Source organism: Anoxybacillus amylolyticus (assembly GCF_001634285.1).
GTDB lineage: Bacteria > Bacillota > Bacilli > Bacillales > Anoxybacillaceae > Anoxybacteroides > Anoxybacteroides amylolyticum.
This window is the reverse complement of record NZ_CP015438.1, coordinates 1,233,282-1,251,089: the sequence shown is the minus strand read 5'-3', so window position 1 is coordinate 1,251,089 and position 17,808 is coordinate 1,233,282. Positions and strand designations below refer to the sequence as shown.

Here is a 17,808-nt window from a genome sequence, read left to right as displayed (position 1 = left end):
GTTACACTTCTACTATACCTTTATTTGATAAAATATTCAATATTTTTAGAAAAATAACCTGTTAAGAAGAGACACGCGCAATAGCGCATGCCTTTACTCGTTCACATATCGTTTATATAGCGCTTGGGTTCCGCTATTTTCTTCGCCTGCCGCAGCCAGTTGTTCATACATTTCTTTCGCTAAAGCAAGTCCTGGGAGCTTCAAATTCATTTTCTCTGCTTCCGCCAACGCGATTTTCATGTCTTTAATAAAATGTTTTACATAAAAACCAGGGGCGAAATTGCCGGCGATCATGCGCGGAGCTAGATTGCTTAGCGACCAACTTCCCGCCGCCCCCTGCGAAATGCTTTCGAGTACCTTTAATGGATCAAGACCAGACCGTTTCGCATAGGCTAGCGCTTCGCAAACGCCGATCATATTCGTTGCAATCGCAATTTGGTTGCACATTTTCGTGTGCTGCCCTGCTCCTGCTTTTCCTTGAAACACAATGTTCTTCCCAAGCACTGCAAAAATCGGTTGACACGCTTGAAACGCTTTTTCGTCACCGCCGACCATAATCGTCAGCGTGCCTTCTTTTGCGCCAATATCTCCTCCGGAAACAGGGGCATCTAATGCAAACACGCCGCGTTTTTTGGCGGCATCGTAAATTTTTTCTGCCAACGACGGCGGAGACGTCGTCATATCGATGATATACGTTCCCGCCCTAACATTTTCGATTAAGCCATTTTCGCCAAAATATACTTCTTCTACATCGTTCGGATACCCGACCATCGTAATGACGACATCTGCTTCTTTCGCGAGCGCAGAAACGTTTTCTTTCCAGACAGCCCCTTCACGCAATAACTCTTCTGCTTTTTCTTTCGTGCGCGTATAGACAATCAATGAGTAGCCTGCCCGCAATAAATTACGCGCCATGCTTTTCCCCATGACCCCAAGGCCGATAAACCCAATTTTCATACGAACCCCCCTTATGTAAAAGAACCTTGGCTCGCAGCCAAAGTTCTAGTCTTCCGAAACGACATTGTACTCGCGGTTAAATTCTTCATCCGATTTAAAAAGATATAAAATGCCTTCAATTAAGCCAATAATGCTTGGAATCCCTGTCCACGAAAACAATAAATACAACACCCCTTGACCGAGCTTTCCAAGATAAAATTTATGAATTCCAAGCCCACCAAGCAAAATCGCCAATACTCCCGCCACTACTTTATTTTTCACACCCGCCACTTCCTTTCGCTACAAAGGTGGTTTATGTATATTCCACGTGGCGAGAAAGTAGTACTTCCCCTAAATCGATTTGACCATGCCCCCATCCACTAGGAACGATTGTCCAGTCATATAGGAATTTGCGTCTGACAATAAAAACGTAACGACTTTCGCAAATTCTTCTGGCGTTCCATATCGTCCGAGCGGAATCGTACTTTTCATGCGTGCTTCCATTTCTTCTTTTGTAATACCAAACTTTTCTGCATTAAGTTGGTCTAAAAACGCCACACGCTCTGTTGCGATTCGCCCTGGCGCTACTGTATTAATTAAAACGTTATATGGAGCAAATTCTTGCGCTAACGTTTTCGTCAATCCGACGATGCCAGTACGAAACGTATTCGACAACAACAAACCTGGAATCGGTTCTTTAATAGAGGAAGACGCAATGTTAACAATTTTTCCACCATTTTTCTTTAAATATGGGAGCGCTTCTCGAATGATACGGATATAGCTTAATAAATTTAGCTCAAACGCTTTATACCATTCTTCATCGGTCATCGTTTCAAACGTTCCTGTTGGCGGTCCTCCGGCATTATTGACAAGCAGATTAATCGTTCCGTACGCTTCGACCGTTTTCTCAACAAGGCGATAAATATCTTCTTTTTTCGTAATATCTGCCGGAACATATGCGACATTGCCTTTTTGCAAAGAGCGCAGTTCTTTTTCGACTTCCCGCAATTTCTCTTCATTCCGGCTTGTCAACATCACATTAGCACCTTCTAAAATGAGCTGTTTCGCAATCGCTTTCCCAAGCCCTTGGCTAGAGGCGACAACAAGCGCTGTTTTTCCTTCTAAACGAAGTTCCATCACTCTTCCCTCCTCTTCTTCTTTCTTATTACTCTTTCGGCATTTTTCTTTGTTTTCCTTCTATCGTAGGAAAAAACGCGCAAACCAAGGTTTGCGCGTTTCGTTTTTACACATCAAACTTTTCCACTAACTGTTGTAAATGACGACCCATGTCGCTTAATTTTTCTGCTGATTCTGTCACCGTGCTTAACGCTTTTAATTGGTCGTCTGCGGACGCTGCTACTTCTTCTGCGGACGCTGCGGCTTGCTCGGCAATTGCCGAAATGTTTTGCATTGCTTCGACGACTTGGTCTTTGCTTTCGTTCATTCGTTGTACTTCATCTGTAATATTAGAAATTGACGTTGTTAATTGTTCCATCATCGTTGCAATCTTCATGAACGATTCGCCTGTGACATGGACAGCTTGTTGCTGTTCCTCGTTCATATCTTTTGAACGTTCTACTGCTTGCATCGCTAAGTCTACTTGGTGCTGAATTGTAGCAATTGTCTGCCGAATTTGTTCTGTTGCTTGTGAAGACTGCTCTGCAAGTTTCCGAACTTCTTCTGCCACAACCGCAAATCCTTTTCCGTGCTCGCCTGCTCTTGCTGCTTCGATGCTAGCATTTAACGCTAATAAGTTCGTCTGACCTGAAATAGCTGTAATTGTTTGAATTACTTCGTCAATTTTTTTCATTTTGGCGACAAGATCTGTCATTACCTTTCCTACCGACTGTAACTCATCTTTTGCTTCATTTGATTTTACCTGCAATTCATTTAGTTTTTCTAGTCCGTTATAGCTTGCATCCTTCGTATCGTTCGATAATGTTTGCATCGCTGCTGCGGATTGAGCAACTGTTTCGATTTGATTCGACAACATCGCTGTCCGTTCGTTAATCGTGTCTAAATCGACCGCCTGTTCCGACATGCCTTTGGCAATATCGTTAATGGCTGTTGCCACTTGGTCACTTGTCGTCATCGTTTCTTCTGACACAGCACTTAAATGATCGGCAGATGCCGCAAGTTCATTGACGGATTCATGCACTTTATGAATAAGTCCTTTCATCTCTCGTACCATATGGTTAAAATGAGCAGCAAGCTGACCGATTTCATCTTTTGCCTTCGTTTCTACTTGTACCGTTAAATCCCCGCTCGCTACTTTCTCTAATTGTTCTTGCAAGTAGACAATTGGCCTCACAATCGAACGCGCCATCACATAAATAACAGCAATACCGATTAATACCGCAGTAACTGTAATAAGCAACATTTTCGTCGCGATCGAATCGCTTACTGCAAACAAATCTTTTTCTTTATAAACGGCACCAACTTTCCAACCTAATTTCGGAATCGTAGTGAAGTAAAGCATTCGTTTTTCGTTTTCTAACGTATATTCGTACAATCCACTGTCATGATTCATCATATATTTCACAGCGACGTTATTGGACATGTTTTTACCTTTATACTGTGGATGAACGATAGCAATACCTGTCTGGTCGAATAATACGGGATAGCCATGGTAACCAACATTCATGCCGTTTACGATTTTCGCTACAGCATCCAACGACATGTCCACTCCTACTACCCCGATCACTTGAGAACCATCCGTAATTGCTTTCGCTAATGTTACAATGTATTGCCCCGTAACCGCATCAACATACGGATCGGTCCAAACGACCTCTTCGGGATGTTCTGTCGCTTTTTTATACCACGGACGCGATGTCGGGTCATAGCCAGCTGGCAAATCGACTTTTGGAGTCGTATACATTTTTTTATCAGCTGTTCCGATATAAATAAGTTGTGTGTTCTCATGAATCTTTAAAAAGCTTTGAAACTCTCCGTCAACAGCCGACCATGTTTTTCCATCCTTCAACATTTGTAGCACCATCGGCGATTGACTAAATTGTTTTAAACTGTGTTCCTCGCTCTCGAAACTAGCTTGGACATCCTTCACTAACTGTTCAACAAGCGCATGTCCACGATTACTGACATCATTGCGAATCATTTTTTTCGTTTCCACAACCCCGACAACTTGAGTAGCGGCTAACGAAACAATCATTAGTAGAGCCATTAAGATGATGAGCTTCGCACGTAATGTTTTAAACACTGGTTCGTTCTCTCCTTTGTCAAAATCCGTCGTAATTTGTCACGTCATTATCCTCATTATAAAGCCCTTTCACATAATCGTCTATAGGAGTAATTTCTCAACCAAAAGCTCCTTTCTTGTATACAATCGATCTCTTATCATATGATAGAAAATTAATAGCTTATTTTTTGGGAGGCTCAAATATGTATCAAAAAGAAATATATGTTTTTAATGAAGAGGTTCTGAAAAAAGCCGTAATCCGAAATTATACAGCGAGAGATTTCAAAGCGCTCATTCGCGTTCAACAAGAAAGTTTTCCACCGCCTTTTCCTTCCGAACTTTGGTGGAATGAGAAACAGTTAACAAATCACGTGACTTTATTTCCAGAAGGGGCTCTTTGTTGTGAAATAGATGGTCGGATCGTCGGCTCGATGACCGGCTTACTTGTCGATTTTGACCGAGAACATCCTTCTCATACGTGGGAAGAAATTACAGACAGCGGATATATCCGCAACCATCGACCAGATGGCAACACGTTATATGTCGTTGATATTTGTGTTTCTCCTAGCTATCGAAAATTTGGGATCGGCAAATGGTTAATGCAATCGATGTACGAAGTCGTTGTGCGCTTAAACGTTGACCGACTGCTTGGCGGAGGAAGAATGCCAGGATATCATCGGCACGCAAAAGACATGTCCGCGTCAGAGTACATCGAACATGTTCTATCTGGAAAACTAAAAGACCCCGTCATTACGTTTCTGCTTCGTTGCGGTCGGACGCCTGTTTATTTAGTTGAAAACTACTTAGAAGACGAAGAATCGTACAACTACGCCTTGTTAATGGAATGGAAAAATCCTTTCAAACAAATTGGAAGCAATTACGTCATTTGTCGCGAATAAAACAAAATATAAACGAGCTGCGCGAAAGAAGGTTGACTCCTATGCAGTTTATTTCTTAAGATAAATTCGTTAGCTCTATTGCTCATTCCCAACCATTTATTCACTTCAAATCACGCGTGCCATTGCCACCGGTATTTCACTAACCGTTCGACAACAGTTTAGCTACCATACAGCTTATGTAAACGTGTAAAGCGGTGAATCTTCACCGCTTTACATTTATTCGATATGGAACGTTTGTTTTACAAAAGCAACGACTTCTTCGGCCGTATTCATCGATAAAATCGTTTCTTTCAAACTAGCAGCTTCTTCTTTTGATAATTTTTTCAATTGCGAACGAGCTCGCAACACAGAAGTAGCACTCATGCTGAATTCGTCTAATCCTAAGCCGAGCAAAATCGGAATTGCTACCTCTTCACCAGCCATCTCACCGCACATCCCTGCCCATTTCCCTTCTTTATGCGCTGCATCGATGACGTTTGCAATCAATCGCAAAATGGCTGGATTGTAAGGCTGATAAAGGTATGATACTCGTTCGTTCATCCGATCTGCAGCCATTGTATATTGGATTAAATCATTTGTTCCGATGCTGAAGAAATCGACTTCTTTTGCAAATTGGTCAGCAAGCACTGCTGCCGCTGGGATTTCGACCATCATTCCAACCTCAAATTCTGCTACTGGCACACCTGCTTGTACTAATTTTTCTTTTTCTTCTAAAAGAATCGCTTTTGCCTGTCGAAATTCATCTAAGGTGGCAATCATCGGAAACATAATTTTTAAATTGCCATATACGCTTGCACGCAACAGCGCCCGCAGTTGCGTGCGGAACATTTCTTGCATTTCTAAACATAGCCGGATTGCTCGGAATCCTAAAAATGGATTCATTTCTTTCGGAAGTTCTAAATATGGAAGTTCTTTGTCGCCGCCAATATCAAGCGTACGGACGACAACTGGCTTTCCTTCCATCCGTTCCAATACGGTTTTATAAGCAATAAACTGTTCTTCTTCTGTTGGCAATTCCGAACGACCCATGTATAAAAACTCTGTGCGGTATAATCCGATGCCTTCCGCGCCATTCGCTAGCACACCTTTTACATCATCAGGCGTTCCGATGTTTGCGGCTAATTCAACATGGTAGCCATCGCTTGTCACGGTAGGTTCATGGACTAATTTCGACCACTCTGCTTTTTGCGCCTCAAAACGAGCGCGTTTTTCATTATATTGTGCTAATTCCTCTTCCGAAGGATTAACCACTATTCGACCGTCTAAGCCATCAACAATGACGAGATCACCATTTTCGATTTCTTCCGTCACCACTTTTGTTCCGACAACAGCTGGGATTTCAAGTGAGCGCGCCATAATCGCTGAGTGAGACGTGCGCCCACCAATGTCGGTCGTAAATCCTTTTACATATTGACGATTTAGCTGGGCAGTGTCTGATGGTGTTAAATCTTCGGCAATAATAACGACTTCTTCGGAAATAAGGCTTGGATTTGACATCGTCACTCCAAGCAAATGAGCAAGCACCCGCTTTGTTACGTCGCGAATGTCAGCAGCGCGTTCTTTCATATATTCGTTATCCATCGCTTCGAACATCGCAACAAACATCGATGCCACTTCGTCTAATGCATATTCTGCATTCACTTGCTCTAAAGAGATTTTCTCTTTAATCGGATTTAACAGTTCCGGATCGCTTAAGACGAGAAGATGCGCCGAGAAAATAGCCGCTTTATCTTCTCCTAACGTTTGTAGCGCACGGTCTTTAATTTGTTCCAATTCCGTTTTTGCTTTTGCAACTGCCTCGTCAAAACGCGCGATTTCCGCTTCAACATCTGTCACTGTCTTTTTCTCCACAACAAGATGAGGGGTTTCCAAGCGGTACGCCTTGGCAATGGCGATACCGCTCGATGCAGCAATACCTTGAAGATGTTTCGACATTATTTCGCAAGTCCCTCTTTTGCTAATGTCTCCGTTAACGCTGCCATCGCTTCTGCTGCATCTGCACCCTCTGCCGTAATTTTAATTTGCGCCCCTTTTGGAACACCTAAAGACATGACACCCATAATCGATTTTAAGTTCACTTTTTTACCGTTGTACTCTAAATGAATATCGCTATTAAATTTGCTTGCTGCCTGTACAAGCAATGTCGCCGGACGGGCGTGAATTCCAGAATCAGCAGTAACTGTAAACATTTTCTCAACCATGTTCATCAATCTCCTTTTCTTCAATATGGTTTGTTGTCATCATAACAAACATTTGCATCCCATTCAATGGAAAAGGCACATAGAGAAACGCGACGTTTCTCTATGTGTTAGCGATTAGCCAACATTGACAATATCTTCGCCTTTTGTTACCGTACCTAGTTTTTCGATGTTGACGGTTTCGTTTGCCTTTAAGTTAGTAAAAATAATTGGTGTAATAACAGAAGGCGCATTGTTTTTCACGTAATCTAAATCCACTTTTAGTAATGGCTGACCTTTTTTCACTTCATCCCCTTGGGAAACGAGTGTTTCAAAGCCTTGACCGTTCAATTTGACCGTATCAATACCGAAGTGAATTAAAATTTCTCGACCGTTTTTCGATTCAATTCCGATGGCGTGTTTTGTTGGGAATACGTTCACGATTTTTCCATCAACAGGAGAAACAACCATCCCATCTGCCGGCATAATCGCAAAACCGTCTCCCATCATTTTTTGCGAAAATACTTGATCTGGTACTTCTGAAAGTGGCAATACCTCCCCTGTTAAAGGAGCTGCTACTTTTTCTGTTCCAGTGCTTACGACTATTGTTTTTGTTTCTTCTTTCGCCCGCGCTGGCACACGACCTTCCATAATGTCTTTCATTTGGCTTTTTAGTGTATCCGATTTCGGTCCAAAAATCGCTTGTACATTATTACCAACCTCAAGAACACCCGCTGCGCCTAATGCTTTTAAGCGATCTTTATCCACTTGTTGAATATCGTTAACAGATACGCGTAGACGAGTGATGCACGCATCTAAATGCGCGATGTTTTCTCTGCCGCCAAGCGCCGCTAAAATTTCGTACGGTAATTCATCTGCTCCTGCAGCTGCCGTTGCTGTTGTTTCTTCCGCTTTTTCACGTCCAGGAGTTGCTAAATCCCATTTCCGAATCGCAAAGCGGAAACCGAAGTAGTAAATCACCGCAAATACTAACCCAACTGGGATCACGAGCCACCAAGCGGTGCGGTTTGGCAATACCCCGAATAATAAGTAGTCAATGACCCCACCGGAGAACGTCATCCCGATTTTCACGTTCAAGAGGTGCATCAACATAAATGATAGTCCAGCAAAAATCGTATGGATGGCAAACAATGCTGGTGCAACGAATAAGAACGAAAACTCAATTGGTTCTGTAATCCCTGTTAAGAACGATGTTAATGCGGCAGAAGCCATAATACCAGCCACTACTTTTTTGTTTTCTGGACGCGCTTCATGATAAATCGCAAGCGCTGCTGCTGGAAGACCGAACATCATGAACGGGAATTTTCCTGTCATAAATGTTCCCGCTGTTAGCGGCACTCCGTCTTTTAACTGAGCAAAGAAGATTTTCTGGGCGCCATGAACGACTTCCCCTGCTTTATTGACATACTCACCAAACTCAAACCAGAACGGTGCGTAGAAAATATGGTGCAATCCAAACGGAATTAATGCACGCTCAATGACCCCGAAAACGAATGCAGCTAACGGCTTGTTTGCATCGATCATATTATGTGAGAATGCATTTAGCCCGTGTTGAATCGGTGGCCACACCCATGTCATCACGATCCCAAGCACAACAGCAGATGCTGCTGTCACGATCGGTACGAAACGCTTTCCAGCAAAGAAACCTAAATATTGGGGAAGTTCAATTTTGTAATACTTATTGTACATATATGCCGCCATAATCCCAACGATAATCCCGCCAAAGACACCTGTTTGCAACGTTGGAATGCCTAACACATTGGCAAATGATAGGTCTTTCCCAATTTGATCTGCGGTTACTCCTAGCACCACACTCATTGTGATGTTCATAATTAAATAACCGATAATAGCTGCTAATCCGGCAACTCCTTCACCACTAGCCAAACCGATTGCTACCCCTACTGCAAAGAGTAGCGAAAGGTTAGAGAATACGACACCCCCGGCTTGTTCCATTACTTTTGCAATCATCACAACCCAAGCTGCCTTTAATGCTGGAAGTTTGTCCGTTAACGCCGGATTTTGCAGGGCGTTACCAAATGCGAGTAAAATACCTGCTGCCGGCAAAATCGCCACAGGAAGCATAAGCGCCTTACCGACTTTTTGCAACGTACCAAACGCCTTTTTCATTACTTGTTCCTCCTTTTTTATAAAATTTGCAACAAACGTTTTTTTCATCTTTTTTATTACAACCGCCAGATATCCGACGATTGTAAGCATTTACAAAGTATAGGAAAAACAAAAGGCATGAGCATAAGAAGAATACAATAGAACGCTTACAATAAAAAGGAAAACTCCTTTTTACTACTTGTTCTATCTTTTCTCCTTTACTCATGCCTGATCGAATCAGTAACACGTAAAGATAAAACCGTTATCCACTTTTTTTTGCAAGCCTTTGCAAATGCATCGTTAAATAAACTGCTTCTGCCTCATCTACGGGCATTTGCAACGTTTGTTGCATCACTTTCACTAGCTTCCATGCAACATTATAGCATAGGGGATATTCCTCTTTCAATACTTTTAGCAATTTTCTCGGCTCTTCGACACGCTCTCCGTTTTTCACCCGTTCAATGGCATAACGTAAATGGCGGATAAACCTTAAATAATGAATGCTTTCGCGGTCAATCGTAATGTCGAGCTGCTCTTCGACGATCGTAACGAGTTTTGCAATTAACTGAGAATGTTGATTCACTTCCGCAAGGCTTTGCCGGGAAATACCACTATGGATATGCAATGCAATGAATCCAGCTTCTCCTTCTGGCAATTGGACGTGCAGTTTTTCCTTAATCATGTCGACAACTTCTTGAGCAATTTGATATTCTAGCGGGTATAAGCTTTTCGTTTCCAGCAAAAATGGATTTTTCAAATCAAGTCCTTGTTCCATTCGTTTTATCGTAAACGAAATGTGGTCAGTTAGCGCAACATGGATATGTTCATTAAGCGGTGCGTTTACACGTTTTTTAATATGCTGCATAATTTCGTTCATGACCCCAATGAACTCTTCGTCCAGCTCTGGCAGCAACTTCTTATATTGTTCTTGTTCTCGTTCGTTTTTTAAAATAAACCATTTTTCTACCGCGCTTTGTTCGATAATGTCTCCTTTTTTCTTGCCGAACCCGATTCCTTTCCCTAGTAACACAACCTCATCATACTCTGGGTGTGAGGCTATTAAGACGTTATTGTTTAGCGCTTTTTCGACGCGAAAGGACTTGCTCACAACGCCCAACTCCTTCGATTTAAACGTTTACACAATACTATCATCTTACGCAACGATTTCTCATTCGTCAATGGCGAAAAACGTACAAACTTGATGCATATATTTTTTGTTGCTATGCTTATACTATTTGAAAGTAATTAGGAAAGGAGGAAAGATAATGGCGAAAAAAGGGAGACAAAATAAAGTGAGCGAAGAAGTTGCCAATCCTACTGTATCGAAAGCAGAAGCAGAAATCGCGAAAGAAAGCGTTGACGCAAAGCAAGCAAAGAAAAACCGTTCCTAGCGAAAAAGGGTGATTTCACACCCTTTTTTCAATTTCAAGCAATTCGCTTAACAACTTCTTCTTTAAACAGCATTTTTAACAACGGTGGAGTAACAAGCGTCGTGACAAGCACAACGACAACAATAGAGGAAAATAAATCGGCAGTTAACAACTTCGCCTCTAAGCCAATCCCTGCAATAATGAGTGCTACTTCCCCACGAGAAACCATGCCTGCTCCAATAGCAAGTGCAGGTCTCCACGGAACCCCTGCTAGCTTTGCGCCGAACGAAGCGCCAACAAGTTTCGTTAAAATAGCCAGCATGCTTAATGTAGCGATGAGCCACAAATGCCGTCCAACTCCCGAAAGTTCAACAGCAACCCCAATGGACGTGAAAAAGACCGGAACAAAAATAGAGTAGCTAATCGTTTCTACTTTATGAGAAATTTCTTTTTTATAATCCGTAAAACTAACGCCTAGCCCAGCGATATACGCTCCAATAATCGAGGCAACCCCTGTTGCCTCGGCAAAATATGCAAATGAAAAACAAATAATTAAACCAGCGGAAATAATTGCCTCATCCACACGTAGCGGAGCAAACAAACGTAATACAACAGGAATTAATTTCCACGCAACGAAAATTGCTAATGCAAAAAAGACAACTTTTTTCAAAATGACCGTTCCTAGCGCGACATCACTTCCTGCAACACTCATTAAAAAAGCTAAACTAACGATGACAACAATATCATCGATCACAGCTGCCCCTAAAATAGTCGAACCTTCTTTTGACTGCAATTGATTCATTTCCTTTAACACTTGAACAGAAATGCTAACGCTTGTCGCAGACAATAAAAGACCAAGAAAAACCGCTTGGATATGTGTTAACCCGATTACCGTCCCGGCAACATATCCTACCGATAACGGCACAACAATGCCGAGCACACCGACAAACGTCGCCGCTTTCCCCGTCCGTTTAAACTCATTCATATCCGTTTCTAACCCAGCAATAAACATTAATAAAATAACTCCGATTTGGCTCACTTCTTTTAAAATTTCTGTATCGTTAACGATCCCAAGAACCGTCGGACCAAGCACAATGCCAATTAATAATTTTCCTAATACCGCCGGCTGTCCGAGCCGAACACTTATATCTCCAGCAATTTTCGACGCAAATAAAATTGCAGCCAGTTGTAAAATAAACATCGCCCACGCCCCTTTTAATGAACTATTTGTATATACGTATAGATTGGACAAAAGTTTCAAAAAAAAAAAAGAGGCGTTGTCTGCCCCTCGTTACTTGTTTCTCCATCTCCCAATGAGTGACTGCACATTTTCCAATACACTTGGTAATTGTTCCAACGGTACTGGACGGCTGAAGTAATATCCTTGCATTTCTTCGCAGCCTTTTTCTAAAAGAAAACGAACTTGTTCCTCTGTTTCCACCCCTTCTGCAGTGACAAATAAATGCAGTTGATGGGCAAGAGAAATAATCGCCCGGACAATTTCTTCGCCTTTTTGATTGTCGCTAATATTGCGAATGAACGACCGATCAATTTTCACTGCATCAATCGGAAAGCGATTCAAATAATTAAGCGACGAATAGCTAACGCCAAAATCATCAATGGCAATGGTAATGCCCCGTTGCTTCAACTTTTGCAAAACGGGCACTACTTCCGCTGGCTCTTTCATAATCGCAGTTTCCGTAATTTCAAACACGAAAAAAGACGGACTTGTTTGCTCTTTTGTAAAAATATTCGACACGACACTTTCAAGCTGTTTGTCCAAAAATTGCCTTGCGGATAGATTCACTGCCATTTTTATATCGTAAAAACCAGCCTGCTGCAACTTTTTCAAATCGCGGCACGCTTGCCTCAACACCCATCGACCGATATCATGAATCATATTTGTTTCTTCCGCAATTGGAATAAACTCCGCTGGGCTAATCATCCCAAACTGCGGATGGTTCCATCGAACAAGCGCTTCAAGGCTAATTGTTCCTAAAGAAATATTTACTTTCGGTTGATAGTGAAGCGACAGTTCTTCTTTTTCAATCGCTATTTGCAAATCATTTTCTAAGCGAATTTTTTTTACAAAAATATCTTGCATATGTGCTTCGTATTCTACGATACGATTTGTCCCATTCATTTTCGAATAATACACGGCTTTATCGGCATTGCTTAATAACGTTTCCACAGACAAATTTGCATCACATGCATAACTTATTCCGATATTTGTCGTAATGTTCAGCTTTTCCCCAGCAATAAAATAGGGTTCTTGTAGCAGTCGGTCTAATTTTTCTAGCAATGTTTTCAGTTCTTGTTCTTGCTCATAAATACATGCAACAACAAACTCGTCATCGCTCACTCGCGCTAACATCGTCCGCTCCGACTCAATCCCTTTTAACCGCCTTGCTACTTGGCGCAACAATTCATCACCGTTTGCATGGCCGAGGAAGTCGTTAATAAATTTAAACCGGTGAATATCGATAAGCAACACAGCTAACCCTGTATAATTTAACAGCAACTCATTCAATTTTTCTCGTAAATATTGTCGGTTGTAAAGACCTGTCAATACATCATATTGCGCCATATATTCCATTTCTTTCTCGATGCTTTTTTGCTCGGAAACGTCGCGAATGACGAGAAATTTCGCTTCATGGGTATAATACGGAATCGTCATTTCTCGTACATTCACTTCTTTCCGACTTCCGTCGAGCGCTGTTAACACCCATTCTTGATGGTCGATTTGTTGCAAAAAGAAATGTAATGGTTTTCCTTCTACTTCATATAGTTGTTTCGCTTTGATCATGCGAAGCCCAGCTGAATTTATATACGTAATATCGCCATCGACTTGAATGACGATCATATCAGGGAGAAATTCAACTACTTTTCGATACAGTTCTTCGCTTTGGCGGAGACGTTCTTTCACAGTGACTAAATCGGTGAAATCTCTTAGCATCGCTAACCCAGCGACAACGCGACCGTTTTGGTCAAAAACGGGCATCACGTTCGCCGAAACATACACTTTTGCACCAGTTTGGTGTGGTAGCGACATCCATACTGATGTTAAACTTTCCCCTTTGCTAAGCTGCATTAAACTTTGTTCAAACTTCGAACGATATTCCGGAAAAATTCGAAAAATATTTTGCGAGCAAATTTTCTCTTTCTCCCAACCTAACAGCCGCTCAATTTCTTTGTTTACTTGCAAAATCCGCCCCGTTAAATCAAACATAACTAACGCATCATGCGAATGAGCAAACAATAAGTGAAACAGTTGATGAATTTCTGTAAACTGCTCTTCGCGTTTTACCGTCTCTGTAATATCTCGCGTAAACGAAAGGACATATAGCACCTCCCCTTGTCGATCGAAAATTGGGAGTAAGGTCGATTCGCCGACGCGATATTCACCGGCAATGTTCATTTGATCGCGGTACGTCACAATCGATTTCGTTTCCACTACTTTACGGTACTGGGAATTTAAATGGTCTGCTATCATTTTCGGATAAATATCATCAATGCATTTCCCTATATCTTCTTCTGTTAGACCTGCTAAATCAAGTGCCTTCGGACTGACATGAACATAGCGAAACCGCGATTCCGCTTCTACTTTCATGAAAAAAATAATATCAAATAATTGCTCCATAACAGTAAATAGCAATTGTTCATCCGCTAATAGTTTTTGTACAAACTGATTTTGTTCCATCTAACTCATTCCTTTAAGTTAATCTCACGTTGCCAGACGTTCTCTATTATATATTTCGGCAGAAAAGTAAAAGTTTTAATAAGCTCCAGCAAAAAAACCTTATCCCCCCGATGGAAGAATAAGGTTTTTCTTCTACTCTGTTTGCTTCAACTGTTCAAACAACTGTTGCGGTAAACGTTGAATCGAATCAATCACCCCATCTAACTTTGCTTCAATTCGATACAATAAATAAAATGTGACAACAATCGGAAAACCGACGTCAGAAATAAATGAAAGATACGTTTCCACCATAATCGCCTCGCTTTTGTAAGTAAAGGGCCAGCAAAACTGGCCCCCTTCTTATGTTAATGCAACTTCGGTCACGTCGCGTTGCAACAACCGCGCCCCTTGCTTTGTGACTAAATCTCCACCGCTTGATGTGAAAATGTTGGCGGCAATAATAGTGTCCATTACGGCAGATACTTGCTTTGCGTTGACCGGATCGATTGGGTTCTCAATAACGATACGAACCGGTTTCCCTTGCAGGTTCAAAAATTGTAGTTCTAGCGTTTTCTCCATGTCCTGCTCCCCCTTTATTAGTTTGTAATGAAATGCATATCACTTCGCTCAATTTGTGCAAGTGGATAAGTCTGCAATGAAGCAAGAGCTTGTGAAACCGCAAGCAGCTGCTCTGGCGTTGCTGTTACCTTCATGTTATTAAAGCTTTTGCGACGGTACATTGGCTTCCCTGCTTCGTCTGTGCCTACTTCAAAAACGAGCCGCAATTGTGATTGCTGAATGAGTGATTGTGCCATCTCGTTCACCTCCTTTCGCCTATACTATCGAAGAAAAAAAGAAAAAGGGTAGGTTAGTGTAAAGATTTTTCCTAAAACCTTCTGGAGTAAATCATTTGACAAACGGTAATAGTAACTTTACAATAAAAACAATTAACTTACTAAAAGTTAGTTAATTTAATAAATATACAAAATAGGGGGTAGTAACTATGGTAACCTCAACAATAACAACAAAAGATTTTTTAACGGTAGTAAACGAGCGACAATCCATTCGCAAATACAATCCGGACGTTATAATCAGCAAAGAGGAATTGGCAGAAATCATTGAAATTGCAGGGAAAGCACCTTCTGCGTGGAATTTGCAACATTGGCATTTTTTGGTCATCCATGGAAAAGAAGCGCAGCAACGGCTTCTTCCTATCGCATACAACCAACAGCAAATTGTCGACGCTTCTGCTGTCATCGCCATTTTAGGAGATTTGGAAGCAAACCAGAACACCGACGCAGTATATGACCAGCTTGTGCAAATGGGGGCAATCACAAAAGAAGTGAAAGAAACGTTAGCGCAACAAATCGAAACAGCGTATAAAAACAAACAATATGCTCGCGATGCAGCATTGAGCAACGCTTCCCTCGCAGCGATGCAACTTATGCTTGCCGCAACTGCGAAAGGATGGAGCACATGCCCAATTGGTGGCTTCGATGCAGAAAAATTCGTAGCAGAATTTCAAATACCGAGCCGCTACATCCCCGTCATGCTCATTACGATTGGAAAAAGCAGCGCTCCAGCTCATCGCTCGACTCGCCTTCCAGTCGAAGCAACGACGACATGGGTCGTTGAATAAGAAAAAAGAGGCGGCCTACTTTCGGCTCGCCTCTTTATATATCGGCAACGATACGTGCACTATCGTTCCTTTTCCGACTTCGCTATCAATTTTTATCGTTCCCTTATGTTCATGAATAATTTTTGTACTTGTCGTTAACCCAAGTCCCATCCCTTTTTCTTTTAACGTAAAAAACGGTTCTCCAATTTTTTCTAGGCGCTCTTTCGAAATACCTACTCCAGTATCAGCGATCGTTACATGCACGTTATCGCCTTCTTGCCAAGTTCGCAGCGCTAACCTTCCACCTTTTGGCATTGCTTCAATGGCGTTTTTTACAATATTAATGAACACTTGAATCATTTGATTTTTTTCTCCATAAATAACAGCGTTAGGAGCATCGTTTTTCATGGAAATGTCCACATCGTTTAACAACGCTTCATGAGTAATTAACTGAACAACGTAGTCAAGGGCACTGCTGAGCGGAAACGGCTTATAGCAATGATTTTGTGGCTTTGCAAGAACAAGCAATTCACTAACAATATGGTTTATTCGCTCTAATTCATCTAACACGATATCGATATACACTTCTTTCGCTTCTCGTGTTTGTTTCATCATTTGCATAAAGCCTTTAATGGATGTAAGTGGATTGCGTATTTCATGGGCGATGCCGGCCGCCAATTCCCCAAGCACCGACAATTTTTCTTTTTTCAACAACAGTTCTTCTGCAACTTTTTGTTGTGTAATATCCCGCCCGATTGTTAACAATCCTTTTCGCTCCCCATTTTCGTCAAATAGAGGGACTTTAATGACATCGAACGTTTTCATTTCCCCGCTCGGCACCATAAACGATTCTTGCGCACGCGTCATCGTCCCTTTTTGCCATGTTTCCTCGTCCGTTTTTATACAATAGGCGAACGCTTCTTTAAAAAACGGGACCATTTCTCCGAGATCAAGATCCGTTTTTCCATAATAATCAACATTTTCAAGATGATACAGTTTCCTTCCAAAGTCATTAACGCGCAACCAACGGCCTTCCCTGTCTTTAAAACAAACGAAATCAGGCATTGAATTAATGAGCGCCGATAGCTGTTGTTCATCTTCTACTGTTTTTCTCAGCTGTTCGCTTTTTTCCATCATTCGATAAAGAAAAACAGCAGATAATAAGACAAACAGCCCTCCTTTTCCGATGCTGATCATTATTTGTGTATAATCATCTATCTGAAACATTTGCAACCATAAATCTGTCACCACAATCCAGCATACGCTAAATAAAAGATACACAACGACCGCTTTCTGCTTTTTGAACACCTTTCCATCGAACTCCTAACATTAACTCGATAATTGAAAAGCGGCGAAGCTTTTGTGCTCCACCGCCTTATTCTGCGGCATACGTATTACATTTCACGGACCCAATATAACAACTTGTCCACAAATGGCGTTGCCTGCTCTTCCGTTATTATCTTCCGAAGCGATGTCAATAATTTCGTCCGCAATGCTTCCGTTTCTTCTTCATAGCAGACAGTGTACGACCACTCTAAGTCCGGAACAGCAATCACGATATATTCTTCTTTTTTATTTTCGTAAATATATACATTTGTTGTTTTCCGCTCGTCTAACACGTTCGCCTTCCTTATTTTCACCTTTCCACCTCTTCAATAGCTACAAAATTGTGGTTTTATTTTATCAAAATTTTACAAAACGTTCAAACGAAAAATTTTCCTTATCTAAATAGAAAGAATTTTAAAAAATATTGACTAATTGTGACAAAAATGTGACAATAAAAAAAAGGAAAAGGAAGTGATAAAA

General features: G+C 41.5%; 18 protein-coding genes. 3 read left to right on the top strand and 15 right to left on the bottom strand.

All coding sequences use genetic code 11. The annotated features are described in order from the left end of the window. Positions 1–93: 93 nt before the first annotated feature. From GFC30_RS06415 to GFC30_RS06400, 4 genes are all read right to left on the bottom strand, one after another. The gene (locus tag GFC30_RS06415) at positions 94–957 is read right to left on the bottom strand and encodes an NAD(P)-dependent oxidoreductase (protein WP_066323415.1); all 864 of its coding nucleotides are present in this window, start codon (positions 955–957) and stop codon (positions 94–96) included. Positions 958–1,002: 45 nt separating this feature from the next. Beyond that, entirely contained in the window at positions 1,003–1,227 is a 225-nt protein-coding gene (locus GFC30_RS06410) for a TM2 domain-containing protein (RefSeq protein WP_238583551.1), read from the bottom strand. Between the two features lie 60 nt (positions 1,228–1,287). Next, complete coding sequence (locus tag GFC30_RS06405; protein ID WP_066323413.1) at positions 1,288–2,073, bottom strand: SDR family oxidoreductase; 786 nt, start codon at positions 2,071–2,073, stop codon at positions 1,288–1,290. A gap of 106 nt (positions 2,074–2,179) precedes the next feature. Next, positions 2,180–4,153, bottom strand: a complete 1,974-nt coding sequence (locus GFC30_RS06400) for a methyl-accepting chemotaxis protein (protein WP_066323412.1) — start codon at positions 4,151–4,153, stop codon at positions 2,180–2,182. Positions 4,154–4,335: 182 nt separating this feature from the next. Here GFC30_RS06400 and GFC30_RS06395 point away from each other — a divergent pair, with 182 nt between their 5' ends. Then, a complete protein-coding gene (locus GFC30_RS06395) occupies positions 4,336–5,031 on the top strand; it encodes a GNAT family N-acetyltransferase (RefSeq protein WP_066323411.1) in 696 nt (231 codons plus the stop codon). A gap of 216 nt (positions 5,032–5,247) precedes the next feature. Here GFC30_RS06395 and ptsP read toward each other — a convergent pair whose 3' ends face one another. The 4 genes from ptsP to glcT form a co-directional block, all read right to left on the bottom strand. After that, complete coding sequence (gene ptsP / locus GFC30_RS06390) at positions 5,248–6,966, bottom strand: phosphoenolpyruvate--protein phosphotransferase (protein ID WP_066323410.1); 1,719 nt, start codon at positions 6,964–6,966, stop codon at positions 5,248–5,250. After that, a complete protein-coding gene (locus GFC30_RS06385; RefSeq protein WP_066323409.1) occupies positions 6,966–7,232 on the bottom strand; it encodes a phosphocarrier protein HPr in 267 nt (88 codons plus the stop codon). The genes ptsP and GFC30_RS06385 overlap by 1 nt, the downstream gene beginning before the upstream one ends. 114 nt (positions 7,233–7,346) lie before the next feature. After that, positions 7,347–9,356, bottom strand: coding sequence for a glucose-specific PTS transporter subunit IIBC (gene ptsG, locus GFC30_RS06380; protein ID WP_066323408.1), 2,010 nt, complete (start codon positions 9,354–9,356; stop codon positions 7,347–7,349). Positions 9,357–9,597: 241 nt separating this feature from the next. Next, complete coding sequence (gene glcT / locus GFC30_RS06375) at positions 9,598–10,443, bottom strand: glucose PTS transporter transcription antiterminator GlcT (protein ID WP_066323407.1); 846 nt, start codon at positions 10,441–10,443, stop codon at positions 9,598–9,600. Between the two features lie 157 nt (positions 10,444–10,600). Between glcT and GFC30_RS17585 the strand changes: the two genes are divergently transcribed. Beyond that, a complete protein-coding gene (locus GFC30_RS17585; protein WP_274520107.1) occupies positions 10,601–10,726 on the top strand; it encodes a hypothetical protein in 126 nt (41 codons plus the stop codon). 34 nt (positions 10,727–10,760) lie between these two features. Here GFC30_RS17585 and GFC30_RS06370 read toward each other — a convergent pair whose 3' ends face one another. From GFC30_RS06370 to GFC30_RS06350, 5 genes are all read right to left on the bottom strand, one after another. Then, entirely contained in the window at positions 10,761–11,906 is a 1,146-nt protein-coding gene (locus tag GFC30_RS06370; protein ID WP_066323406.1) for a cation:proton antiporter, read from the bottom strand. 90 nt (positions 11,907–11,996) lie between these two features. Further along, positions 11,997–14,405, bottom strand: coding sequence for an EAL domain-containing protein (locus tag GFC30_RS06365; protein ID WP_066323405.1), 2,409 nt, complete (start codon positions 14,403–14,405; stop codon positions 11,997–11,999). A gap of 132 nt (positions 14,406–14,537) precedes the next feature. Next, the gene (locus tag GFC30_RS06360; protein ID WP_066327182.1) at positions 14,538–14,693 is read right to left on the bottom strand and encodes a YvrJ family protein; all 156 of its coding nucleotides are present in this window, start codon (positions 14,691–14,693) and stop codon (positions 14,538–14,540) included. A gap of 51 nt (positions 14,694–14,744) precedes the next feature. Continuing rightward, the gene (locus GFC30_RS06355; RefSeq protein ID WP_066323404.1) at positions 14,745–14,963 is read right to left on the bottom strand and encodes a DUF2922 domain-containing protein; all 219 of its coding nucleotides are present in this window, start codon (positions 14,961–14,963) and stop codon (positions 14,745–14,747) included. 17 nt (positions 14,964–14,980) lie between these two features. Continuing rightward, entirely contained in the window at positions 14,981–15,199 is a 219-nt protein-coding gene (locus tag GFC30_RS06350; RefSeq protein WP_066323403.1) for a DUF1659 domain-containing protein, read from the bottom strand. Positions 15,200–15,387: 188 nt separating this feature from the next. Here GFC30_RS06350 and GFC30_RS06345 point away from each other — a divergent pair, with 188 nt between their 5' ends. Beyond that, positions 15,388–16,023, top strand: a complete 636-nt coding sequence (locus GFC30_RS06345; protein ID WP_066323402.1) for a nitroreductase family protein — start codon at positions 15,388–15,390, stop codon at positions 16,021–16,023. A gap of 15 nt (positions 16,024–16,038) precedes the next feature. On the opposite strand, the gene GFC30_RS06340 is transcribed toward GFC30_RS06345, so the two are convergent. Both GFC30_RS06340 and GFC30_RS06335 read right to left on the bottom strand, forming a co-directional pair. Further along, positions 16,039–17,310: an ATP-binding protein gene (locus tag GFC30_RS06340; protein ID WP_066323401.1), complete on the bottom strand. Its 1,272-nt coding sequence runs from the start codon at positions 17,308–17,310 to the stop codon at positions 16,039–16,041. An 86-nt stretch (positions 17,311–17,396) separates the two neighbouring features. Then, a complete protein-coding gene (locus tag GFC30_RS06335) occupies positions 17,397–17,642 on the bottom strand; it encodes a YueH family protein (protein WP_066323400.1) in 246 nt (81 codons plus the stop codon). Positions 17,643–17,808 lie beyond the last annotated feature (166 nt).